Raw genomic sequence first — 23,427 nt, forward strand, 5'->3', positions numbered from 1 at the left:
TCACCTTTCGAATTTATACTCATTCCTTGTATTTTTCTTTAATCTACTATTTTTTAAGCAACCATTCTTAATGTGACTACCGAGGAAATAAAATGAACGCCAATAATCTGCACAGTGACAACGCTCAACAACCTTGCATCGTATTATGCACAACCAACAGTCAAGAAAATGCGATTAAAATTTCACAACATCTTTTAGATAATCGGCTAGCTGCCTGCGTTTCGTTATTACCAGAAATAATGTCCTTATACCTTTGGCAAGGCAACATCACAAAAGACAAAGAAATTTTACTACTTATTAAGACAACGCAATCCAACCAACTCAGCATTTTCGAGGCAATAAAAAAAATACATCCTTATGAAACGCCTGAATTAATAAGGCTCGACCCCAATCACGTCGAAGATAATTATTTACAGTGGTTGATTAACTCTGTTAAATAACATTCTATCCGAATGAATTAGAAAGAATTTTTATATAAATTACCAACCTCTGATGTGTATTTACAAAAGAATTCATCTGGTCGGGTATGGTTTAGATTAAATTAGTGGTATATAAATAGGCTCGCTTTATATTTATTTTCCCTCCTTATCTTTTTTGGAGGTTTTTTTTGCCCATTTTTAGCCCCCTTTTCCTGCGCCTCCCCATTGTCAAAACAAAAACCCAAACTAAATCAATTTTAAAAACCATTAAACTAACAATGAGTTATCATTTTATGTAATTGACATTATACAAAAATAAATTATATTAATTCATATATTGATTTCAGATAAATAAAAAATGAGAGAAAACAATGTCTAAATACAATGAAGTTACCCAACATATCAGTAAACACCTTCCAGAATTAGGTAAACATATTCCTGATGTTATGAAACACTTTTCGGGGCTTGTCAGTACAGGCGTTCAAAATGGTGCCCTAGATAAAAAAACCAAAGAGCTAATCGCTATTGGCATAGCGGTTGCAAGTCGCTGTGATGGCTGTATTGGTTTTCACACCAAAACCTTGGTTGAGCTCGGCGTAACAGAACAAGAGTTGGCTGAAGCACTCGGTGTCGCTATCTTCATGGGAGGCGGCCCATCCGCTATGTATGCCGCTGAAACCCTCAGTGCATATAAAGAGTTTTCTGCAAAATAAATGGCGTACATAAAATTGCCTTAGATTACACAATCTAAGGCAATAGAATTGAACAACTTAGAAAGTTGCTTCTAGCCCAAGTCTAAACGTCCTTCCTGGAATTGGCATATAAATAACCGTGCCTGGGTCAAACGCATAGCGGTTGGTTAAGTTATCAATATTGAAATTCACATGAAGGTTTTTTTGAATTGAATATTTACCGAGTAAATCAAAAGTCGTGGTGGCATGTAATTTAGTGACAGGCGCAGCGGCCGTTCCCGCTAACCATTTTTGCGGGTACTCCTTACCTGCGTTATAACGTACACGCAAACCTGTTTGTAATTTTTGATCAAACATTTTCACGCCGACAATCCCCGAGACGACTTTTTTCGGCGGAAGGCGCGATGGAGATAGCCCCCAAGCAAAACCGACCGCATTACACGCTGATGGTAAGTTACCTAATTCCATTTCATCACGAGAACAAAGTTCTGAGTTGTTATAGAAGGTGGCATCTAAAGAACCAAAGGCATAATGAGAGTCATACTTCGCTTCAATTTCATAACCTGAAAGCTTGAAGCTATCGTAGTTTTTCATCACAACATAAGGGGAATAGACCCCCGTTGGGTTAACACCTTGGGAAAGATACCCTTTGATATCATTATTAAAGTACCCTACCCGCAATCGAGCGGTATCCTCATCAAAAATAAGGTTATTTTTTTCAAAATCTATTCCGACCTCAAATGATTTAGCATGCTCAGGTTTGAGTGGCACATCTGGCGTATAAGAATAGGTTTGCCCAGAAACGGTGGTTTCAAATAGGCTTGGCTCGCGATAACTGTCTGAATACTTAGTGTATACATCTAACTCATCAGTCACATGGAAACGCACTTCACCCATAAAATCATTTTTCGGGCCATAACTGATACTTTTCCCTAATACATGGTCATCAACATCAAAAGAGTGAATACGCCAACCCGCTAATGTACTGACCCACTCGCCTTTATACTCCATATTGGTAAATGCAGACGTGTTTTTACCTTTGGCATTGCGCGTTACAGGGTCCAACTCGTCCCCCTGAATTGTCCCTTCTGGTGTCCATATTGGTTGATACGTTTTGGTTAACGGCTTCGTTTTTTGCTCCATAAATTCCACGCCGTAAGTCACATTGATAGGGTAATTTGCCAATTCAGAGGTGTTTTCTAAGTTAAAACCCATCCGTTCATCTGTATAACGGTGCTGATATTGGTTGCCATAATGTGCAGTGACATCATCTGTCGTACCATTACGTTGCTTAAATTTACCTTTCGTCCACCATAAACCCAAATTCATGTCCACCCACAGTGAGTCTGGTTTATAGGAATAATTCAATGATGCGGTATCAATATCTGCCGTTCCCAGTGACCACTGTGGCATTTTTCCATCAGATTGGTACCAATAAGCAGCTAAAACTTCCCCTGCTTTTTGTTCATGACGTCGATAATTTAATTCAATACTTGAATAAGGGTTAAGGTAGATATTGGTTTTTAACAATGTTGATTGGCTTTCATAGCTGGTATTCACCACTTCTTGCCCTGGTTTTATCGGTGCATCGGTAGAGGCGTATTTATGATAGCCATTTTTCCCTGCAAAAAAGTTCCCTTGTTTTCTATCGCTATGGGCAATCAACACATCAAATTTTTCATTTCGATACGCCATACCTGCCGTCACTGAACCATTATTAAAGTGTGAATTTTTAACCCCATCCGACAAACGATACTGCGATTCATTTTTATTGTCTGATGCCACTGATGGGCGGCGGTTATTATTGTAAATATTCCCTTTAAATAAAAAACCAAATTGGTCACCTTGAGGAATAATACTGTTCGCGGATAGCGTTTTTAATTTAACCGTTCCCCCGATAGCGCCACCAGAGAATTTACTCATTGAGGCCCCCTTTTCAATATTGATGGTATCCACCAAATCCATATCAATGTAGGTTCTATCCGTACTGCCTTGGTAGCCGCGCCACGTATTGGTTGATTGCAAACTGCCATCAATAATAATCGGTACTCGCCCATTGCCTTGCAAACCACGAATACCAATATCTAATGCCCCAGCTTCATTTCGAGCATTATTAACCTGTAATGAACTTTCATTCGCAAATATGTCTGAGTTGGTTGTTCCCCGAACAGTTGAAACATCTTTAGTATCAATTTGTTTGCCATTCGATTTTATTTTACTGGCAGTAACCAGCAGCTTATCTTTTTGAGGTGTAGTTTGAGTTTCATCCGCAAATGCCGCACTTGATGAACAAATAACAAGTAAGCTAATTATTTTTTTATTTTGAAATATCATTTAAGTAATGCCTTCATTAATTAATGATTATTTTATTAAGACGATAAAACCCCGTCTGGCAGATTGATAAATACCCCTGCTGCCATACTGGAATTCGTGAATGTAATGGTGGGTTTACCTGTTACGCCTTCAGCAAGGCCAACATAAAAACCTTATTTATTGAATGGTTACGAGCCTATTTCCCCTATGAATACAAGCAGGACTTGGAATATACACCAATGATAATAATGATCAAGATCATAATGAATATCATTTGCATTATCATCAATATCACTATTGTTTATTACGTTGCGAATTATTTAGGCATAAAAAAGCGACATGCTTAATGCATCGTCGCTTGGGGAATTAAATGAAATGTAAAAAACAAAAAGGGCGTCACTGAGTGAAAACATAATCAACTTTTCAATCATCCAAGGGAGGCTTTACTCACCCCAATCATTAAACTATCAATGATTAAAACATTAATTATATCGCTGAGCTTGTTCCAACATTTTTTTCATTTGTTGGCGATCGGTCATCCACGGTGTCGAATTTGGGCACCCTGCTCCCGTTGGGTTGACATCGCAGACATTGAAATGCTTAAACAAGGCATTTTCGTCAGCGTCACGCTGCTCAAGTAAAGCTTGATAACTTTGTTCTTCTGGCGAAAGTTTCTTTTTGGGATCAAAGACAAACTTCTGTTCTGCCTGTAATTTTTTAACCCCTTGGTAGTCTTTATCAAACTGGCGATCAACGGGTGATTTCTCTTTAAAGGTAAAGTCGCTGGCAAAGCCGCAAGAAGTGAAACTAAGAAAGATAATAAAAATAGCCTTTTTAAACATAAAGATATCCTACTGTGTCGATAAGTTTACATTATACGCACAACAGTAGTACCGAATAGAAATAATTAAAATTTAATTTATGATAACCTTATTATTCAAATAGATAATTAACATAAATTATTAAATCAATTGATTGATACAGTCTGGATATGCCAAATGGCGATTTCTTGAAATATTAATCTGCTTTTCAAATGCAGGTGGAAACTCGTGAATAACATTCCAATATCCCCCTGCTCCTGCAAATATTATTCAGGATAGTGATGATATCCCATTTTTTCTGAAATACGGCGGCCTGATGCCTTTAATAACTGTACATAATGATCAAGTTGCTGTTCATCAAAACGAATGGTTGGGAACGAAATAGATAACCCTGCCACCACATGACCCAAACGGTCATAAACAGGAACCGCAATACAACGCAGGCCTAACTCTTGCTCTTCTCTATCTTGTGCATAATGGTGCTCACGCACCGCGGCTAACTCCACCAGCAAATCATCAACGCTTAAAATGGTTGTATCGGTTTTTTTGGTAAAAGACTCATCTTTCAGGGCCAAGCGGATAGTTTCTTCATCTTGCCAAGCCAATAAAATTTTACCAATTGCAGTGCAATACAGTGGGTTACGGCGCCCTACCCGCGAATACATACGCAGGTTATAACTGGAGTCAATTTTATGGATATAAATAATGGCATCGTCATCTAATGCCCCTAAATGCACCGCTTCATGGGTCATTTGCCCAATATGGCGCATTTCCTTATCTGCGATTTCAATTAAATCCACGTATTCAAGGGACTTTGCACCGAGCTCAAACAGCTTCAGTGTAAGTGAGTACTTATCAGCCTCGCCTTCTTGTTCCACGTAGCCCAATTGTTTCATGGTTTGCAAAAAACGAAAGGTGGTGGCCTTTGACATTAATAGGCGCTGAGATAGCTCGGAAACACCAATCTCTTTTTGCTCCCCTAACGCACTGAGAATACTAAATACTTTCACCACCGCGGATACGGCATCAGTTTGAGTCGTCTTATCCATGTTGTTTTCTTCATCCTATTAGATTGGCCGCGATAATATCATAAAGCCAATTAAAACCACGTGATACGGCATAGCATAATTGTCGAGCCTCACAAAAACAAGAACAGCGATTCATTATTTTTAAAACAGCGTTTCATTTTTATTGAAGTTCTGCACTAAATGCGTTTTAATAGCCTCATCAAGTCAGTAATCGATAACACAGTCGTAATCGTGCAGGTGATAAATATGAGTACACATCCGCAAGTTGCCGTCATTGGCGAGTGCATGGTTGAATTGCAAAAATCAGGGGGGCTATATAAGCAAGCCTTCGGTGGGGACACGCTAAACACTGCGCTGTATCTGTCTCGTTTAACCCAAAAACACGGTGTTACAACGCGTTATATCACTGGTTTAGGGGAAGACCCATTCAGCCAACAAATGCTTGATAGCTGGCAACAAGAAGGTATCAACACCGAAGCCGTATCGATTTCACAAAAACATTTGCCGGGTATGTACTTAATTGAAACCTCCGCCGATGGCGAACGCCGTTTCTTTTATTGGCGCGATAACGCTGCTGCCAAATTTTGGTTGGATGACAACAGCAAAGCACACACACAGCAACTTCTTAATTCACAACAATTTATTTACTTAAGTGGCATCAGCTTAGCGATTCTGCCTGACGCAGCTCGCCAACTTTTAATGGAAATACTGCAACAAGCCAAACAGCACGGTGCGAAAATTGTGTTTGATAATAACTATCGCCCTGCACTTTGGCCATCAAAAGAAGCCGCACAACAGGCTTACCAGCACATCTTAAAATTAACCGATATTGCATTTCTGACGTTTGATGACGAGCAACTCCTGTATGGGGATTGCCACGAAATCGAAGCTATTGCACGCACGCAACTGTATGGTGTAAATGAGATAGTGATCAAACGTGGCGCAGAGGCCTGCTACGTGATCATCGATAATGAACGTTATGAAGTACCGGCCAATAAAGTCAGTCACGTCATTGATACCACCGCCGCAGGGGATTCATTCAGTGCAGGTTATCTTGCCTGCCGTATTTTGGGCGGCACACCGTGCGACGCAGCAAAAACTGGCCACTTACTGGCAGGAACCGTTATCCAACACCGGGGAGCGATTATTCCAGCCGAGGCCATGCCAACCACCGATTTAGGAAAATGTTAAGGGGCTTTAGCCATGAATCAACTGATTGAAAGAATTAAAAAACTGAACGTTGTTCCCGTGATCACCATTAATAACGCAGAGCACGGCGCACCACTTGCTAAAGCCTTGGTGGAAAATGGCCTACCGTGTGCGGAAGTGACATTCCGTACCCCTGCCGCCGTACAAGCCATTAAAAATATGCGTGCCGCCTACCCTGAATTACTGATTGCGGCGGGTACCGTGTTAACCACTGAACAAGTTGACCAAGCCATTGATGCCGGCGTGGACTTTATCGTTAGCCCGGGCTTTAACCCAAAAATCGTTGCCTATTGCCAACAAAAAAAGGTGATTATTATTCCTGGTGTAAATAGCCCAAGCCTCGTCGAACAGGCTCTTGAATTTAACCTGACCACATTAAAATTCTTCCCAGCCGAAGCCTCTGGCGGCGTTGCGATGCTAAAAGCCCTTGGCGCCGTTTACCCAGTGAAATTTATGCCAACCGGCGGTATCGGTGTGAAAAACATTAAAGAATACATGGCGTTACCATCAGTATTGGTCTGCGGTGGTTCGTGGATGGTACCAAATGACTTAATTGATAAAGAAGACTGGCAAGCGCTCGGTAAACTCATTGCCGAAGCGGCGACTCTTTAATTAACAATAAAAAATCTCGTTGTCGTCATTACGCCCTTATCCCCATGATAAGGGCTTTTTTATGCTTAATATTCACTAACCCCAAACGCTGTAACTTGGTTAATGGTTGATATTACTCATCAATAAAGCGTTTGAGTTGTAACCGCAGCATCTCATTTTCACGCCGCAGACTGTCATTTTGATCCATTAAACTCATCGCCATTGCAATACCCGGCCAATCAATCTCTAACTCATGGTAAAGGCGCACCGCCCTTCTCACAATAACCACGGCTTGGTCATCAAATAACCATTCGCGAGTTGTTTCAATCGGTTGGATTATTCCCAGCCCGACAATTTCCTGTAATTCATCTTCGGCGATACCTGTATGAATACAGAAATCAATAACGGTGAGTGTTGTTAACTGTTCCATTATTTTCCTCCCCAATTCTTACGTGGGTCAAAACTCTGTTGTGCCTCCGCCAACTTCTGCCACAGTGCGTTAGATTGCGCATCACTGCTATCTGGCATCACCACTTTTATAATCACGTATAAATCCCCGGCATGCCCCTTGTGCGCCAGCCCTTTTCCTTTGATCCGTAATTTTTGACCCACTTGGCTATTTGCAGGAACCGTAATAACGATAGGGTCTTTTAGGGTTGGAACGGTGATTTTAGTGCCCAGCGCCGCTTCCCAAGGGGCTAAAGGCACCACAATTTCCAAATCATGCCCTTTAATATCGAATAATGGGTGTGGTGCAATGCGGATGGTAATCCATAAATCACCGTTTTCACCGCCATTCTCCCCTGCGGTACCTTGCCCTTTTAAGCGAATGCGTTGCCCATCGATAACCCCCGCAGGGATTGTCACATTTAATGTTTTGGGGATTTCATTGTCGATAAAACCGTAGGCATTATAAACTGGCAAATTGTAGCTTATGGTGCGTTTGTGTGATTCTTGGCTCTCTTCGAGGAAAATAGCTAATTCAACTTCGAGGTCTTGCCCGCGGTGGCTGCGAGGCTGCCTTGTGCTACCACTACGTGCACGTTGAGAAAACATCGATGAGAAAATATCATCGAAATTCCCTGAATCAAAACCTTGTTGGGAGTATGAATGGCTTTGCTGCCCTTGAGCCCCTTGGTTAAAATAAGGGTCGTTTCGATGCTCCCACATCTCATCGTATTCTGCGCGTTTGTCTTTATCACTCAGTACCGCCCACGCTTCGGCAACTTCTTTAAAACGCGCTTCCGCATCGGGTTCTTTGCTAACATCGGGGTGGTATTTGCGCGCTAAACGGCGATACGCGGTCTTAATGGTCTTCAAATCATCGGTGCGTTGCACACCCATGATGCTGTAATAATCCTTTAGTTCCATAGTCATATCTCGTTCACTTGTCTGTTGAATAGAATTCTTATGGTGCTTTGCCTGACTCTTTACATGGGCTAAGCATAATGACTTACCTTGAATTTAACTTAAGACATTTACATGGTAATTGGAATAGTAGAACCATGATAAATATTAAATATATTTGCGAATAATGACGATGCAAATTGATAAAATTCCACAAAAACAGGAAATTTTCACCATTTCAGGCTAAACCTATAGGAGAGCTATTTAATTGCAAGGGAAACACTATGGATGCTATTGCCAGCCGCCTGAACTTTAAAGTGAATTTCGCCATTTCAGTTGAGGATTTTATTCGGTTAATTCTTCAGTCACCGTTTAAAGACACGGTTTCAACCGATAACCTAACTCAATTAGATGCAATGCTGAATAACGCGGATTTATTGATTAGTGCATGGGATGACGAGCAGGTAGTAGGGTTTGTCCGCGCCGTCACGGATTTTAGTTCTTGCTGCTATATTTGCGAACTTGCCATTGACGCACATTATCAAAAACACGGCATCGACCGACAATTAATGCGTATTGCCGCCGAAGAACTTCCCCCCGACTGCCAAATTCTATTTTTCTCCACCGACAGCAACCTCACCGAATACCTGAAGTTGGGCTTCACTCAATCCCCCCGTGCATGGCACACCACCGCGGAGAATTATTTGGCCAAGTCCACCGATGGGGATTGATATTGAGGGTGTGAAGGACTCGCCCTGATAATATAGGTTGATAACGTCTCAAGGCGAGGTAAAGGCAAGCCATATTAGCGACTTACCTTTTCATTTGAAGAAAACCTGTATTCACTTAAATTTCAGTGATGATCGCATCTTCAGGTAAACGGGACTTCGTTAATCCCGCATTAAAATCATCCTCTGTGCGGTATCCTAGAGCAACCATTGCGATAGGCTCTAACCCTTGTTCTGCCAGTGAAAACTCATTATCAAGGATAGCGAAATCCATCCCTTCCATTGGGACAGCATCAAGGCCTAATGCAGCAACACCTAATAAAAAGTTACCTAAGTTGATAAACGTTTGGTTTTTCAACCACTGAGGTAAATCTTTTACTGCATCCTCATGATAGTTAACAAAGAAATCCCTTGCGCCTGCCATCATCGCTTTGTGTTCTTCCAACGCATAACGGCCATCTAAGGCTTCTTGCTCAAGAATTTTATTGGTATACGCTGTATCAACATTTGTTTTTGCGCAGAATAACACCACACATGATGCATCAAGGATTTTAGGCGTGTTAAATGCGTAATCCGTTTCCGTTGATTTCGCCATTCGTTGCTTAGCTTCTTCACTTCTCGCAACAATAAAATGCCATGATTGAATGTTGACGCTTGAAGGGCTGAATCTCAGTAGCTGTTTTATTTTTGCAAAAACATCTTCTGGGATCGTTTTAGTTGAATCGAATGACTTTGCTGCATAACGTTTCATTGCGACATCAATAATTGGCATAACTTTTTTCCTATTTATAACAATAATAGCGATGACGATGTTTTTTTAACGCACATCATCATATTAATTAAAAACCTACTCACTTGGTAAATCTCTACACCGAAGAAACAGCGGAAACGGGGATATTGTACAGGGGGAAGCCAAGGTAAGGGGATAACCGCCTCCCTTTTGCTCGCTTTATTACGTATTTTTCACGTCGATAGCTTTAGGGGCATAAATATCCCGCAATGTGCCAATAACGTTAGCAACATCTGGATTATCAATGCGGTAATAGATGACCTGAGCATCACGCCTAAAGGTCACAAGGCCTTCTTCACGCATTTTTGCTAAATGCTGGGATAACGCAGATTGGCTCAACGACACTAATTTATGCAGTTCTCCCACCGCAATTTCATCATATTTCAGCAATAAACATAAAATAAGCAACCGATGCTCATTCCCTATTGCCTTCAATAATTGTGCCGCTTTTTTTGTTCCATCCCGTAAAAAGTCGTCTTGATTCACCATACCGCCCCCTTTGTGCACCGTGAGATGTTAACACATTTCCTCTCAGAACAGTGCACTGTAAAGCACAACCTGAATATTAGCAAATATTAATTTAGATTTAACTAAATTAGTCATTATTAAATTAGATATTGCTAATTTAGCATTTACTAATATAATGAGTTTTCGATATAGAGGAGAACACCATGGACACAACAGTCGATATCCAAGCGTTTTTTGATGAAGAAAGCCACACGGTGACTTATTTGGTTTCCGATCCTGCAACAAAGCAAGCCGCGGTCATCGACCCTGTACTGGATTATGACCATGCCAGTGGAACCGTGAGCACCACCTCTGCTGATGCGGTATTAAAAAGTGCATCGGAGCAGAAATTAGCAATTGTTTGGATATTAGAGACTCATGCACATGCGGATCACCTAAGTGCAGCGGTACATCTACAAAAACTCACGGGCGCAAAAATAGCCATTGGTGAGCATATTAAAGATGTGCAAAAGATTTTTGCTGAAAAATTCAACCAAACGCATATTTCAACTCAAGGCATTGAATTTGATAAGCTTTTAACCGAAGGCGAAGAAATCATGCTTGGGCATATCCCAATAAAAGTGATCCATACCCCAGGACATACGCCTGCGTGTGTTTCATATCATATTGAAAATGCTGTTTTTGTTGGTGATACCCTGTTTATGCCAGATTACGGCACTGCAAGGGCCGATTTTCCGGGCGGTGATGCAAAAACCTTGTATCAATCGATTCAAAAATTATTTGCGCTTCCTAAAGAAACCACCCTGTATATGTGCCATGACTACAAAGCACCGGGGCGTGATAGCTATGCATGGGAAACGACAGTCGCAGAGGCTCGCGCCTCAAATATTCATGTGCACGACGGTGTTACCGAAGCGCAGTTTGTCGCTATGCGCGAACAGCGTGATGCAGGCCTTGCGGCGCCTAAGTTATTGTTGCCGTCTATTCAGGTCAATATACAAGCTGGGGAATTTCCTGAGCCAGAATCCAATGGCACACAATATTTAAAAATTCCGCTGTCTTTTAAAACGAAATAATTTTTCCCTCACTGATTAATTGGAACATGAAATGAATACACCAACTTGGATTTTATTAGCCTTTGCAGGCTGGACACTGTTAATTTTATTTGGCACCGTTGGTGTATACCGCTGGTCGCGCATTTTAACCGGGCGAGCAACGGTTGGAGAGTGGCAAGCCAATAAGCCACAAGGGAGCGATTGGTACCAGCGTGCTATTGCCGCCCATCGTAATTGTATTGAAAATTTACCCGTTTACACGGCGATTGTCGTCGCCATGAACTTCACTCACACTGAAAGCACTCTGCTTAATACGTTAGCCATTATTGTATTTATCAGCCGAATTGCACAAAGCCTTATCCATATTTGCCTAACACAAACAGATAAGGTCGCCACATGGCGGTTTATTTTCTTCTTTGCCCAAATCGTAACAATGATTTGGATGGGTATTAATATCGCGATTAATGCAATTTAACGGCAAGGAAATAATTTATAGGTTGGCCAAGTGTCAACCTTACTTAAATTTATTTTAACGCCACTGCGGTGACCTAAAGAATAATTTCAAGAAAATACTTTTTAACTCAGTAGCGATGCTCTAAATAATTCGTGCTACAGCTAGGCGGCGAGTGAGTTTAGCCCTAGGAGCATACACAAGTATGTGACTAGGGTGAACTCGTGAAGCCAACAACGCTGTGGTGCGAAGTATGACGAGCATCTATTTGAGACGGCCGCGCAAGCGCTTAATAGCCTGACTATGCAACTGACTCACCCTCGACTCCCCCACCTCCAGCACTGCGCCAATCTCCTTCAGATTCAGCTCCTCTTGGTAATACAGCGTCAGCACCATTTTCTCGCGCTCTGGCAGTTGGTCTATCGCCGCCATAATTTGCGCCTTCAGGCTCGACTCCATCAGCAAACTCAGCGGGTTACCGCCGCCGCTCTCATCCATCTGCGGCTCACAGCTTTCCCCGTGAACTTCATGCCACTCATCGTAGGAAAATAGCTGGCTGTTATTGGTATCCAGCAACGCTTGGCGATACTCAGACAGTTCGATATCCAGTGCTTTAGCAATTTCTGGCTCCGTCGCGCTGCGCCCAAGTGATTGTTCCAACACGCCTATGGCCTTGGTCATTTCCCTTGCTTGGCGGCGCACGCTGCGCGGCACCCAATCACGGCTGCGCAGTTCATCAAGCATTGAGCCACGAATACGCTGCACCGCATAGGTGGCGAACGATGCCCCTTGGGTAACATCGAAACGTTCCAATGCATGCAGTAAACCAATGCCCCCCGCTTGAATTAGGTCGTCGATATCAACACTGGCGGGTAGTCTAACTTGCAGTTTCAGGGCTTCATGGCGTATTAGAGGGTAATAACGCTCCCATAGGCTATTTTTATTAATCACACCTTCGGCAGTATACAAATCGCTCACAACCTGAATCACCCTTCAAGCTTTATAAAAGGTATTCATTATCTGTGTTGGTTTTGATTTCAATCCGTAGAGTAAGGCAATAAATGTGGCTTTATTTCCCTTATCCTAAATAGGTCAAATTTGAATAATCACAAGGTTAATGGTTGTTTTAACTTAATTTTCAGGGGATTTTACGGGTAATACAAGTGGGAGTGGTTGTTTTTTTGAGAAGCCATTTTTGATTTAAAAGAGATTATCTTTAGGGTTTGGTTTGGTTTGGTTTGGTTTGGTTTGGTTTGGTTTGGTTTGGTTTGGTTTGGTTTTTGACCTAAAAAATGCTAAAGCGAGCCCTAAATAATTCGTGTTGCAGCTAGGCGGCAAACTAGATTATCCCTAGGAGCATACTGGATCTAGTGTAGCCAACAACGCTGCGGCGCGAAGTATGACGGGCATAAAAAAGGCCAGCAAGCTGGCCTTTAATATCATCCACCAATCACGAATTAACGTAACAGGCTCAGAACACCTTGTGGAACTTGGTTAGCTTGCGCCAACACAGCAGTACCTGCTTGTTGCAGAATCTGACCACGGCTCATGTTAGAAACTTCAGTTGCGAAGTCAGCATCTTCGATACGGCTACGTGCAGCACTCAAGTTGTTAACAGAGTTGTTCAGGTTGTTGATGGTAGACTGGAAACGGTTTTGGATCGCACCTAATTGTGAACGGTTAGCATCTACGGAAGCAATTGCTTCATCTAAAACACCAAGAGCTCCCTCCAAAACTTCTACTTTTTCAGCGTCATCAGTTGTTGCAGCAGTAACTTTAAAAAGCTTATCAACTAAAGCTATGTCTTTTGCAGCATCATCAGCATCATCAGCAGCAGCTGATCCTAATTTAAGTGTTACTGAATCAACTTTTTTTAACTCAATAGAAATTGTTTCACCGTCATTTGAACCTACTTGAATATCCAACTTTTTGTTCTCTTCTAACACAGCAACACCGTTAAACTTAGTCTGCTCTGAAATACGGTTAATTTCATTTAAACGCTGAGTAACTTCCTCTTTAATTGAGCTAAGATCAGAGCCTGAATTAGTTCCAGTTTTAGCCTGAACTGTTAATTCACGAATACGTTGTAAGTTATCATTAATTTCATTTAATGCACCTTCAGTCGTTTGCGCGATAGAGATACCATCGTTGGCATTACGCGATGCTTGAGTTAAACCTTTAACGTTCGCCGTAAAACGGTTAGCAATCGCTTGGCCTGCCGCATCGTCTTTTGCGCTGTTGATACGTGAACCTGAAGATAAACGCTCAATCGCCGTACCTAATACGCCTTGTGAACGGTTTAAGTTATTCTGAGTTGTCAGAGATAGAATGTTAGTGTTAATAACTTGTGCCATGGTAATGTCCTTGTTATTCAAATTAATAAGTTAAGCCTATGTGCTTAACTGAGTGATTTTCGTCAGCAATATGTTTATCGGCTGTAACCAAAACCCCTTTAGGCTTTTTGAATAAAAATTTCATCAATAGTGGCAAAAGCTGCACTGGCACTCGCTTTTTACTTTGTTATTTTGTTTGAAATTAGTTTATTTTTATCCATTTTCTTATTATTTAATTCCAATAGAGATAATTACCTACCTTTCCCTTGCTAGCTCTCGCCATCACTCTTTTTCAGAATAGTCTAAAATTTTGCTCCGTTTTGCCGATAAGACTCTAAATAGACTCTATTTCAGAGTTAATGACACAGGCATAGACTCTAAATCATTCGGGTTGCAGGTAAGCGACAAGTGAAGATAGGCCGATGAGCATACACAAGTATGTGATTCGGCTAGCTGAGCAAAGTCAACACCCCTGCAACTTGAAGGATGACGAGAATAGCGTAGGAGAAAACATGGCAGGAATATCCACACTCGGTATCGGGTCAAACTTAGATTTAAACGTACAAATGGACCAATTAGAAGGGATGGAACGCCGTCGCTTAGAGCCTTTAACCGCACAAAAAGCGGTTTATGATGCACAAATTAGCGCCTTCGGAAAAATGAAGTCATCCTTAGAAAAACTGAAAAAAGCCGCAGAAGACTTAAAAAAATACGGCGATATCAGCACAACCAAGGTTACTGGTGAATATAAGTCCTTTGATGTGAAGACTGATGGTAAAGCCGTTACAGGTGTGCATGATGTAACAATTAAGCAACTTGCCAAAGCGCAAACTATTGCTACAAAAGGGCAAGATGATAATAAAGCCATGCTTGGTAGTGATGCTAAAGAAAGAACTATCACCATCACTCAGCCGTCACAAAAAGAAGAAAAAGATAAAATTGTTATTAAATTAGATAACAACCATACGTCTTTGATTGAGATTGCAGATGCGATAAATAAAGCTGATAAAGGTGTCACTGCATCAGTAATTAAAGACGTCAGTAATAAATATCATCTGGTCGTAACATCCAAAAAAGAAGGTATAGATAACCGTATTAATATTAATGTTGAAGGGGATGATAAACTTGCAAAGTTAATGAATGTCGAGTCTGTCGTTAACGTTGTTGATGGTAAAGAAGTTGTCTCCATTCAAAATACTGAAATGGATACTAAAGTTACCCCACAAAATGCCCAATTACTTATTGATGGCTTTGAACTAGAGTCACAAACTAATGAAGCGAAAGACCTATTTCCCGGTTTAACCTTAACACTAAAAAAAGAAAGTGAAGATGGCAAACCTGACCATTTAACCATTTCTGAAGATATTGAGCCTGCAAAAGAAAAAATTAAAGCGTGGGTGGATGCCTATAATGAATTCCAAACCTTAGCCAAAGAATTGACAAAATACACGCCAACCCAGAGTGGTACTGCGCCTGATAAAACTAATGGTCCATTAGTGGGTGACTCAACCTTACGAGGAATTCAAAATACTTTACGTGTTCAAGTACGCAGCGCTCAAAATAGTGGTGAAGTGAATTTACTGAATAAGATGGGTATTAAGCAAAAGCTGGATGGCGAATTAGAAATCGATAATAAAGTGCTGGATAAAGCGCTTAAAGAAAACCCTTCTAGCGTCAAAGTGTTTTTTGCTGGTGACGGCAAAGAAACCGGTTTTGGTACGCAAAATTTTAACTTTTTAAAAGACACCTTAGACAGCAAAGAAGGCACGCTACATAACGCTACTGATGGAATGCAGAAGAAAAGAAGAAATTTAGATAAACGAATTGAGCAGACCAATAAGCAAATCGAAAACACCATGGACATGTACCGCCGTCAATTCCAAAACTTGGACAAAATGATGACGTCGCTCAACAGCACCAGTAATTCATTAGGCCGACTTTTAGGTTAAAAAATATGTATCAACGTCACGCAAAACACGCCTACCAGCAGGTCGATTTGGAGAGTGAAATCACCAACGCGACCCCGTACCAGCTGATCCAAATCCTGTTTAAAGGGGCGCTAAGTGCCCTGAAACGCGGGGAGATTTTTATGCAGCAAGGGAAGGTGGCTGAAAAAGGTAAAGAAATCTCAAAAGCTATCGACATCATTGACACTGGGTTAAAGCAGTCGTTAAATTATGACGCTGGCGGCGAACTTGCAGAAAATTTAGCAAGTTTGTATGAGTATATGACAATGCAGCTACTCCGTGCCAACCTCGAAAACAACGTGGCTTATGTCCAAGAAGTTTACCAGTTACTCTCCGATATCGCCTCTGCATGGCAACAAATCGGTGCAAATGTGGATGAAAGATAATCAGGTGGACAATAAAAATCCTATCGATTTACAAGAAATATACCGTAATGTCTTAGTATTAAGTGAAAATTTAGTTGCCTTAGCGCAATCTGGGGAATGGGAGACTCTGGTCTCCCGCGAAACGGAGTATGTCCTTGCGGTGGAAAACCTCACCGCGTTAACGCAAGCGTTCGAAGAACAGCAGCCAATCACTGAGGAATTTATTCAGTTATTGCATAAAATTATTGAAAATGAACGTGTGACTAAAGAATATTTACAACAGCATTTAAATTTTTTAAGCAAAGAAATTAAGCAATTAGACCAAAAACGGGTGCTCAATAACAGCTATGGGCAATTTGATGAGCCCGACGCCCCGTTAGTCATTCGCCCTAGGGAATAAAATTTGTGTGTCAGGCCAACAAACCTGACACGCCTCTTCCAACGACTATTGCTGCTGTTTTAAACGTTGCTGTTTTTTCAGCTTTTTAAGCAGCATATTGCGTTTTAACGTGGATAAGTGGTCGAGGAACACTTTGCCGTGTAAGTGGTCAATTTCATGTTGCATCACGATGGCTAAAAACTCATCGCTATCCACCTCAAACGCCTTGCCGTGTCTATCAAACGCTTTCACTTTCACACGTAAGAAACGGTCGACATCCGCGTAGATTTCAGGCACTGACAAGCACCCTTCTTGGTAGCTGGTTTCCCCTTCGCTTTCGACGATTTCAGGGTTCACAAATACCATCGGTTGATCACGATTTTCCGAAATATCAATCACCATAATGGATTTGGTTTCTGCGATTTGCGTAGCAGCAAGGCCAATGCCGTTATCAGTGCTGTACATGGTATCGATTAAATCATCGATTAACGTTTGTACCGCGGCGAAATCCGTCACTGGGCTGCATTTAATGCGCAGTCTTTCATCGGGAATTTCAATAATTTCTCTTACTGCCATAATTTAAATCCTATGAATTCAGTCTTTATTCTTAATAATTGAATCTATTGCTCAGCCAAATTATCTAAACGAACAAAGTTGCATAAGCAAGCACCTCAACACCGCGCGTTAAACACGTTAAGGGGGGATAGGCTTGCGAGCCTTTCTTTCTAATGAATAGCCTAATAAATAAGTATGGAAAACATTATCAACTTTTTCATTTGCCAAAAATAGGCAAAAAATGACATTGTGATTTAACCTTACTCGCAACTTGACGGTTTTTTCGCCATAACGCCTGACCAAGCAATTTAAAATTTCGTGTAAAAACAAGGTACAATGCGGCTTGGCAGAAAAATACCATGTTATTTAACAAACTTCACCTAAAATGTGCAAAAAGTGTCATTTAGCAAATTAATCATTTCACAATTATCTATTTGTAGCCACTTGCCATCACTGATTTAAATAACACTGGCGTGAAACTACCCCACCACGAATATCCCGAGTAAACCGCCTTGTATAAGCGATTTTTCATTTTAGCCAAAAGCTCCTAGCATAAGGATGTCATTAAAATGATGACAAATAAAAATGGAATAAATAATTTATTATTGATAAGGAATTCAATATGAGAATAAATAACCGCGCCATTTCGCTTGCTTCAATACTGCTTGTCACTGTGTCTTGCTACTCACTAGCTAACCCCCTTCCTCCATCCCCTCCGGAACTTGAGAAAATCCAGTATGATTTAGGCCGCCTATCGAGTAATGAGCGAAACTTCCATGACCGAATGAATTACTTTGAGTCCCTTACCGATATAAATCGCAACAATATCAAAAAAATAAGCCACATCACCAAAAACCTGACTGCCGGCCAAGCTAATAATAAGAAAGACATTGAAAACCAGCTAAAAAACAGCAATAAAATGGCTGAGTTAAAATTGGAAGATGCAGCAAACCGAAGTCAAAACTACACCAACCTCAGTGTTGATAACCTTCGCCTTCAAAGCTTCGACAAAATGGATAAACTCAGTGATCAAGTTTATGGGGAAATTATTAATATCAACGACCAGCTGGATGAAAAAATTGTTCAGCTCGATAACCGCTATGAGCAGCAAGTTACGCAGCTAAAACATAAAATCAATAAATCCGCCAAACAAGCCAATTCAGGCATCGCCTCTGTCGCCGCCATGAGCAATATCCCCTATTCCTTAAATAGCCGCTTCAGTGCAGGGCTTGGTATTGGCCATTATAAAAACGGCAAAGCACTTGCCGCAGGGGCACAGTACCAAGTGAGAAAAAATGTGAACTTGCGTAGCTCTATCGCGTGGAATAATACCAATAGCCCAGTGATTGGAGCGGGCGTCGCTGTTGGCTGGTAACGCTGTGTAATCGCCGTGCTTTCTTCTGCCAAGTCTCAAAGCACGTTACGCGGCTAAATAAAATAGAGGATGCTGCTTATCTTGTACAATATGCGTGGTGCAATATGCCTAGCGTTATATGATTGTGCTAGCTTAGTGGCTTCTTCTATTTATTACATAAATGAATATATTCAGGGAGATAGAATATTGGGTAAATAAGCTATGCATAGCGAGAATTCCAATTCATTAAATAGATACATTTTCGTACTTTTTCTTTAAAAAACACAGGTAAACGTTTGCAGTTGATCTAGGTTGTGAATTCAGATAAATAACCGCAGATACAAATTGCAACATAAGGATCAGCTGGATACAATGCTCGCCTTTGTTTGCTCTCACCTTTATTGGCAATCCAAAATAATCGTGATTTATTAATATGTTAAAGCAAATTTCGTTAAGAAATGCGCTATAGCTATTTTAATTAGCCAAAAGCTGAATCGAGCCAACAAATTATGTATTTTTAAATAAGCATAACAATGCAGCACTGAGCAACCGTAAGCAGCAGCTGAAGGTTCTCTGAATTGATTAACTCTAATTTGAAGTCGCTATTGTGAAATTACTTTTTTGCCTTTCATTAACTACCGCAATTCTCTCAGGCCTATGGGCGTGGGTCGCTGATTTACTTGGCTTAATTGGCTGGGCTGGCTTTCTGGGCTGTACCGCATACTTTGCCTACCCGAAAGATGGCCTCAAAGGCCTAGGTATTACCGCACTGACTGTTAGCAGCGGCGTCGTATGGGGGTTAGTTATCTTACATAGCGGCAGCTATTTGCAAGATTTACCGAGTTTTATCGGTTATTTTGTCACAGGTTTTGTGGCCTTTTTTATGTGCATTCAAGCGAAAAAACAGTGGTTGTCATATATCCCCGGCACCTTTGTGGGTACCTGCACCATTTTTGCTGCACAAGGGGCGTGGCTGGTCACTATTCAATCATTACTGGTTGGTGTACTGTTTGGTTTTGCGATGAAGAAAAGCGGAATGTGGCTAGCACAAAAGTGATAAAAAAAGCCGCCTCTCGGCGGCATAAAAGAATAAATAAAACCAAGGGAATTTCAAACAGAACTGATATTACCTTAAATTTTCATAACGACAATATATAACATAATGATTTAATTGGTAATTAATTAGAATAACCACTAAGTAAGCTTACATAGCCAATCGAAGAAAATGAAATAAATATTGTTAATAAAATGATAAAAAATTGATATGAGATTCATTTTTTGATTAGGTAAGCTTATCTATCTGTATGAAATTTAATTACAACTGAAACCATTGTTTGTATGGTTAATTAAATTCAGATTTATCTGTACGCTTTATAGGTGTAAAAAAACAATCAGATTAGAATGCCTTAACTAAAACACTAGTAAGTTTCAATATGAAACGGCGTTATAGAAGACGAATATGTGTTATTTCTCATTTCCGAGTAGGAGGGGAAAATGCTAAATATAAAATAGTTAGTGAAAAAATAGGTCGTTTTTAGAGCGAACGCTATTTTTGCATTTTCAACCAAAAGTTTTGTTGGCAAATATTAAAAAATTCTTTTCTTTTTGGCCAAACATTCAGACCATTCTCTTGTACTAATTGCCAAATAATCCAACGTTCTGGGCATTGATTATCACAGTCAACCTGCTCTATTTCGATTTCCTCAGTACATGAAATCACAACGTCATCAGCAAATTGCCATTGACGGGTTTTGACTATCACTTCTGATAGTGGATCTTGCCATTTGTGGTCACTCAATAAAGTACAATTCTGGGCTGCTAAGGCTTGAGATATATAATGATAAAGCATGGTTGTTTCTGTCTATAAAGGGAAGTTTGGGGAGCTGACTATTTATCGCAAGTTAAGTGGTTAGGCGGTAGCTTTCATCAACCAAGGCAGTCAACTCAGCTGCACTCACTTCACTACTCAATTTAACCGTCACCCAATGCTCTTTATTCATATGATAAGCGGGGTAAATGCCTTTTTGTAACCGTAATGAACCAACTAATTCAGGCGGCACTTTAACATTCACAATATCAATTTTTTCCTCTCCGCCGTTTTCTATCACCTTTTTAGCGGCAATATCCATGATCACTGCAAACCATTTTGCATTATTGCCATGTTTGAAGGTCGCAAACGTCGGCGCTCTTGCCCATGGGTATTCTGGGTCAACACCATAATTATTTTGGATATACTCAATCAATTCATTTCGGTTCATCGTGGGTCCCCTGCGCGTCTTAGTGTGCATGATTATAAAGGGAATTTTATCGTGAACCTAATCAGGCTCACGATAATTTTAGTGAAGTTCAATGCGCTATTTTAAAATATGATCCGCCACCAAATAGCCCGAAATAGCATTAAGCCCCGCTCCCGGCCACGTCGCAGCACCGATCATCCACAGGTTTTTAATCGGTGTTTTATACCGAGAGTGCCCTGGGAAAGGCCTAAAAATATAGTTTTGGCTGATTTGATGACTCCCCGATACACTGTCACCATTCACCAAATTTCGGTTATGCCGCATTAAATCTGCGGGAGATAAAACCGCATAATCAAGGATATTCTGTTTGATATTTGGCGCGTAATCCGCAATTTTATCAATGACACGCTCGGCATAAGACTGCTTCATAGAACCCCAGTCCCCAATAGCAATTTCATTGCGGGAGTCTGCCGTTGGCGAAAATGGTAATGTCCTGACTTGTACCCACAGCGTTTCTTTCCCTTCTGGTGCGCGTGTTCGGTCACTTCGACTTTGCTGCCCGACCACCAGCATTGGGCTATCCGGTAAAATCCCTCGTTGAGCTTGGTCAAAGGTTGCAGAAATATCGTCTGTATAAGGGCCAATATGTACATAACCAAAGTTAGAGAAATCTTCCCCAGCATTCCATTCAAGGGGTTTATCCAATGCAAAGTGCAGCATCATCGTACCCGCACCATAACGGTAGCGTTTCGCTTTTTGGATATAACTGCTCGGTAAGTGTTGTTCTTTAATCAGTGAGTTAACGATTTGTGTTGGCGTAATATTGCCAATCACCGCTTTTTTTGCACCGAAGGTTTTCCCTGAAGCCGTTTTTACGCCAATCGCTTTGCCATTTTCGATGATGATTTCAGTGACGTCTCGTTGGGTCAGCACTTTCCCGCCATGGTTTTCAATAATTTTGGCAATACTGTGCATTAAATTCCCCACACCACCGCGGCTAATGGAAAGCCCATTAAGGTGATCGCTTAAGCTTTCTAAAAATGAAAATGTCGCCCCACCCGTCACATCAGGGCCATAATCAAGGTGAAAAGCCCAAGGAATAAACAGTGCTCGGGTTTTTGGATGCGTAAAATAGTCTTCTGAAAATTGACGAGTGGATTTAAGAATTAATTGCGCTAAATTAAGCGACTCCCCCATACCTAAGTTTCTAACCATAGAAAACAACTGCTTAGCTGCTTTAAATGAAGGTAATTCCATTTGCATTAAGGGTGCAAAATGCCCAACGGTTTTTTGAAAGTAACCAAGTAATTCCCAGAAGCTGTCTGCATCTTGCGAGGAGTATTTGCGGAACATCGCATCGGTTTTCTCGCGGTCTTGGTAAACACCTATCCCATCGCCATCTGGAAATACATTTGAATATGGGCGGTCACTGGTGACGATGTCAAAACCATTTTGATGTAGCTGGCTTTGGTATTCTTGGTAAAATGGTGAGCCTAAAAATAACCCAATATTGGTTGCGTACAAGTCATGGTGAAAACCGGGCTGGGTAATTTCAGCTGTGCGAGCCGCGCCGCCTATCGTACCTTCACTTTCTAATACAACAACTTTAAGTCCTTTGTGCGCAAGTTTTGCCCCTGCCACAAGGCCATTGTGACCACTGCCGATAATAACGACGTCATATTGTTCATCCATTATGTTCCCCTTAATTTTTATTGTTAGCTTGAGGCCAGACCCAAGTGTTAGTTTACATGTAAACCATTTAAGTTTAGATAATGAATTTGATAACTTAGATTATTTTCTACTCTTTATTTTTACAATTTATCTTATGCAATCTGTTTTTTGATTTATATCTTTATATTTCAATGGGATATAATATAATAATCATTTAACATACCACGTTAAACATGCCCTAATTTTCTTTTAAGAAACTCATTGCTGCTTTCCTTGCTATTGATAAGTATTTCTAACGAATAATCATATTCGATGTAGATAGTATAAAATTTAAGAAATACATTTTAATCGCAGTAATATTACTTTCACCAATATACTCTTACTGCGTTCAAATAATAAAACGATAAAATTAAATAAATCATACAAAAAACAACTTACACGTGTTTATTTATTGATAATACCGTTTTAATCATCATACAAAATAAAAAATCAGTATGTCGAAAATAATTAAAAACACTCTTAAAATAATAAAAACCATATTATTTACTCAACGATTTTTTTGAATCATCCACTTGTTAAAAGTCGTTTAAGCTAACCTTTGGGTAGATAAAAACTTAACAAAAAATATAAAAACCAATAAAAACAAAACATTAA

General features: G+C 40.6%; 25 protein-coding genes. 12 read left to right on the forward strand and 13 right to left on the reverse strand.

What is annotated here, in order from left to right; translation table 11 throughout:
* Nucleotides 1-92: 92 nt before the first annotated feature.
* A complete protein-coding gene (gene cutA / locus AC4IFT_RS12550) occupies nucleotides 93-440 on the forward strand; it encodes a divalent-cation tolerance protein CutA (protein WP_490735038.1) in 348 nt (115 codons plus the stop codon).
* Between the two features lie 350 nt (nucleotides 441-790).
* On the forward strand, nucleotides 791-1,132 hold the full coding sequence (locus tag AC4IFT_RS12555; RefSeq protein ID WP_490735036.1) for a carboxymuconolactone decarboxylase family protein: 342 nt from the start codon (nucleotides 791-793) through the stop codon (nucleotides 1,130-1,132).
* A 57-nt stretch (nucleotides 1,133-1,189) separates the two neighbouring features.
* Here the strand turns inward: AC4IFT_RS12555 and AC4IFT_RS12560 are convergent, their stop codons facing one another.
* The 3 genes from AC4IFT_RS12560 to kdgR all read right to left on the reverse strand — a co-directional run bounded on the left by AC4IFT_RS12560 (nucleotide 1,190) and on the right by kdgR (nucleotide 5,294).
* Nucleotides 1,190-3,445, reverse strand: a complete 2,256-nt coding sequence (locus tag AC4IFT_RS12560) for a TonB-dependent receptor domain-containing protein (protein WP_490735034.1) — start codon at nucleotides 3,443-3,445, stop codon at nucleotides 1,190-1,192.
* 461 nt (nucleotides 3,446-3,906) lie between these two features.
* On the reverse strand, nucleotides 3,907-4,266 hold the full coding sequence (locus AC4IFT_RS12565) for a hypothetical protein (protein ID WP_490735032.1): 360 nt from the start codon (nucleotides 4,264-4,266) through the stop codon (nucleotides 3,907-3,909).
* Between the two features lie 245 nt (nucleotides 4,267-4,511).
* Entirely contained in the window at nucleotides 4,512-5,294 is a 783-nt protein-coding gene (kdgR, locus tag AC4IFT_RS12570; protein ID WP_490735030.1) for a DNA-binding transcriptional regulator KdgR, read from the reverse strand.
* A gap of 225 nt (nucleotides 5,295-5,519) precedes the next feature.
* On the opposite strand from kdgR, the gene kdgK reads away from it, so the two are divergent.
* Together kdgK and AC4IFT_RS12580 are read left to right on the forward strand one after the other, a co-directional pair.
* Entirely contained in the window at nucleotides 5,520-6,464 is a 945-nt protein-coding gene (gene kdgK, locus AC4IFT_RS12575) for a 2-dehydro-3-deoxygluconokinase (protein ID WP_490751487.1), read from the forward strand.
* A 12-nt stretch (nucleotides 6,465-6,476) separates the two neighbouring features.
* Complete coding sequence (locus AC4IFT_RS12580; protein ID WP_490751488.1) at nucleotides 6,477-7,094, forward strand: bifunctional 4-hydroxy-2-oxoglutarate aldolase/2-dehydro-3-deoxy-phosphogluconate aldolase; 618 nt, start codon at nucleotides 6,477-6,479, stop codon at nucleotides 7,092-7,094.
* 112 nt (nucleotides 7,095-7,206) lie between these two features.
* Here the strand turns inward: AC4IFT_RS12580 and AC4IFT_RS12585 are convergent, their stop codons facing one another.
* A complete protein-coding gene (locus tag AC4IFT_RS12585) occupies nucleotides 7,207-7,503 on the reverse strand; it encodes a chaperone modulator CbpM (protein WP_490751489.1) in 297 nt (98 codons plus the stop codon).
* Nucleotides 7,503-8,444: a curved DNA-binding protein gene (gene cbpA / locus AC4IFT_RS12590; RefSeq protein WP_490735024.1), complete on the reverse strand. Its 942-nt coding sequence runs from the start codon at nucleotides 8,442-8,444 to the stop codon at nucleotides 7,503-7,505. Before cbpA ends, AC4IFT_RS12585 begins: the two co-directional genes overlap by 1 nt.
* Before the next feature lie 260 nt (nucleotides 8,445-8,704).
* On the opposite strand from cbpA, the gene AC4IFT_RS12595 reads away from it, so the two are divergent.
* Nucleotides 8,705-9,151, forward strand: a complete 447-nt coding sequence (locus tag AC4IFT_RS12595) for a GNAT family N-acetyltransferase (RefSeq protein ID WP_490751490.1) — start codon at nucleotides 8,705-8,707, stop codon at nucleotides 9,149-9,151.
* A gap of 115 nt (nucleotides 9,152-9,266) precedes the next feature.
* Here the strand turns inward: AC4IFT_RS12595 and nfsB are convergent, their stop codons facing one another.
* Together nfsB and AC4IFT_RS12605 are read right to left on the reverse strand one after the other, a co-directional pair.
* Entirely contained in the window at nucleotides 9,267-9,920 is a 654-nt protein-coding gene (gene nfsB, locus AC4IFT_RS12600; protein WP_490751491.1) for an oxygen-insensitive NAD(P)H nitroreductase, read from the reverse strand.
* 180 nt (nucleotides 9,921-10,100) lie between these two features.
* Nucleotides 10,101-10,427 carry an ArsR/SmtB family transcription factor gene (locus AC4IFT_RS12605; protein ID WP_353242412.1) on the reverse strand — a complete coding sequence of 109 codons (327 nt, stop codon included), beginning with the start codon at nucleotides 10,425-10,427 and terminating at the stop codon, nucleotides 10,101-10,103.
* 182 nt (nucleotides 10,428-10,609) lie between these two features.
* Here AC4IFT_RS12605 and AC4IFT_RS12610 point away from each other — a divergent pair, with 182 nt between their 5' ends.
* Together AC4IFT_RS12610 and AC4IFT_RS12615 are read left to right on the forward strand one after the other, a co-directional pair.
* Entirely contained in the window at nucleotides 10,610-11,482 is an 873-nt protein-coding gene (locus AC4IFT_RS12610; protein WP_490751492.1) for an MBL fold metallo-hydrolase, read from the forward strand.
* A 31-nt stretch (nucleotides 11,483-11,513) separates the two neighbouring features.
* Entirely contained in the window at nucleotides 11,514-11,936 is a 423-nt protein-coding gene (locus tag AC4IFT_RS12615; RefSeq protein ID WP_490751493.1) for an MAPEG family protein, read from the forward strand.
* A gap of 240 nt (nucleotides 11,937-12,176) precedes the next feature.
* Here the strand turns inward: AC4IFT_RS12615 and AC4IFT_RS12620 are convergent, their stop codons facing one another.
* Together AC4IFT_RS12620 and AC4IFT_RS12625 are read right to left on the reverse strand one after the other, a co-directional pair.
* Nucleotides 12,177-12,890 carry an RNA polymerase sigma factor FliA gene (locus AC4IFT_RS12620; RefSeq protein ID WP_490751494.1) on the reverse strand — a complete coding sequence of 238 codons (714 nt, stop codon included), beginning with the start codon at nucleotides 12,888-12,890 and terminating at the stop codon, nucleotides 12,177-12,179.
* 479 nt (nucleotides 12,891-13,369) lie between these two features.
* Nucleotides 13,370-14,266, reverse strand: coding sequence for a flagellin N-terminal helical domain-containing protein (locus tag AC4IFT_RS12625; RefSeq protein WP_490751495.1), 897 nt, complete (start codon nucleotides 14,264-14,266; stop codon nucleotides 13,370-13,372).
* Between the two features lie 491 nt (nucleotides 14,267-14,757).
* Between AC4IFT_RS12625 and fliD the strand changes: the two genes are divergently transcribed.
* Genes fliD through fliT form a run of 3 tightly spaced genes read left to right on the forward strand, consistent with a single transcriptional unit; the run spans nucleotide 14,758 to nucleotide 16,977 of the window.
* The gene (gene fliD, locus AC4IFT_RS12630) at nucleotides 14,758-16,194 is read left to right on the forward strand and encodes a flagellar filament capping protein FliD (RefSeq protein WP_490751496.1); all 1,437 of its coding nucleotides are present in this window, start codon (nucleotides 14,758-14,760) and stop codon (nucleotides 16,192-16,194) included.
* A 5-nt stretch (nucleotides 16,195-16,199) separates the two neighbouring features.
* Complete coding sequence (gene fliS, locus AC4IFT_RS12635; RefSeq protein WP_219249017.1) at nucleotides 16,200-16,598, forward strand: flagellar export chaperone FliS; 399 nt, start codon at nucleotides 16,200-16,202, stop codon at nucleotides 16,596-16,598.
* Complete coding sequence (gene fliT / locus AC4IFT_RS12640) at nucleotides 16,588-16,977, forward strand: flagellar protein FliT (protein ID WP_219249018.1); 390 nt, start codon at nucleotides 16,588-16,590, stop codon at nucleotides 16,975-16,977. The genes fliS and fliT overlap by 11 nt, the downstream gene beginning before the upstream one ends.
* A gap of 45 nt (nucleotides 16,978-17,022) precedes the next feature.
* Here the strand turns inward: fliT and def are convergent, their stop codons facing one another.
* Nucleotides 17,023-17,532, reverse strand: a complete 510-nt coding sequence (gene def / locus AC4IFT_RS12645; protein ID WP_219249019.1) for a peptide deformylase — start codon at nucleotides 17,530-17,532, stop codon at nucleotides 17,023-17,025.
* Nucleotides 17,533-18,133: 601 nt separating this feature from the next.
* Here def and AC4IFT_RS12650 point away from each other — a divergent pair.
* Together AC4IFT_RS12650 and AC4IFT_RS12655 are read left to right on the forward strand one after the other, a co-directional pair.
* Nucleotides 18,134-18,886 carry a YadA C-terminal domain-containing protein gene (locus AC4IFT_RS12650; RefSeq protein ID WP_490751497.1) on the forward strand — a complete coding sequence of 251 codons (753 nt, stop codon included), beginning with the start codon at nucleotides 18,134-18,136 and terminating at the stop codon, nucleotides 18,884-18,886.
* A 586-nt stretch (nucleotides 18,887-19,472) separates the two neighbouring features.
* Nucleotides 19,473-19,922: a DUF1097 domain-containing protein gene (locus AC4IFT_RS12655; protein ID WP_490735004.1), complete on the forward strand. Its 450-nt coding sequence runs from the start codon at nucleotides 19,473-19,475 to the stop codon at nucleotides 19,920-19,922.
* 489 nt (nucleotides 19,923-20,411) lie between these two features.
* Here AC4IFT_RS12655 and AC4IFT_RS12660 read toward each other — a convergent pair whose 3' ends face one another.
* From AC4IFT_RS12660 to AC4IFT_RS12670, 3 genes are all read right to left on the reverse strand, one after another.
* Complete coding sequence (locus AC4IFT_RS12660; protein WP_490751498.1) at nucleotides 20,412-20,714, reverse strand: hypothetical protein; 303 nt, start codon at nucleotides 20,712-20,714, stop codon at nucleotides 20,412-20,414.
* 52 nt (nucleotides 20,715-20,766) lie between these two features.
* On the reverse strand, nucleotides 20,767-21,123 hold the full coding sequence (locus AC4IFT_RS12665; RefSeq protein ID WP_490751499.1) for an MmcQ/YjbR family DNA-binding protein: 357 nt from the start codon (nucleotides 21,121-21,123) through the stop codon (nucleotides 20,767-20,769).
* A 96-nt stretch (nucleotides 21,124-21,219) separates the two neighbouring features.
* Nucleotides 21,220-22,794 (reverse strand): phytoene desaturase family protein, encoded by a 1,575-nt coding sequence (locus AC4IFT_RS12670; protein WP_490751500.1) that lies wholly within the window; start codon nucleotides 22,792-22,794, stop codon nucleotides 21,220-21,222.
* Nucleotides 22,795-23,427 lie beyond the last annotated feature (633 nt).

The sequence above is a fragment of the Providencia sp. UF-183 genome (assembly GCF_058246155.1).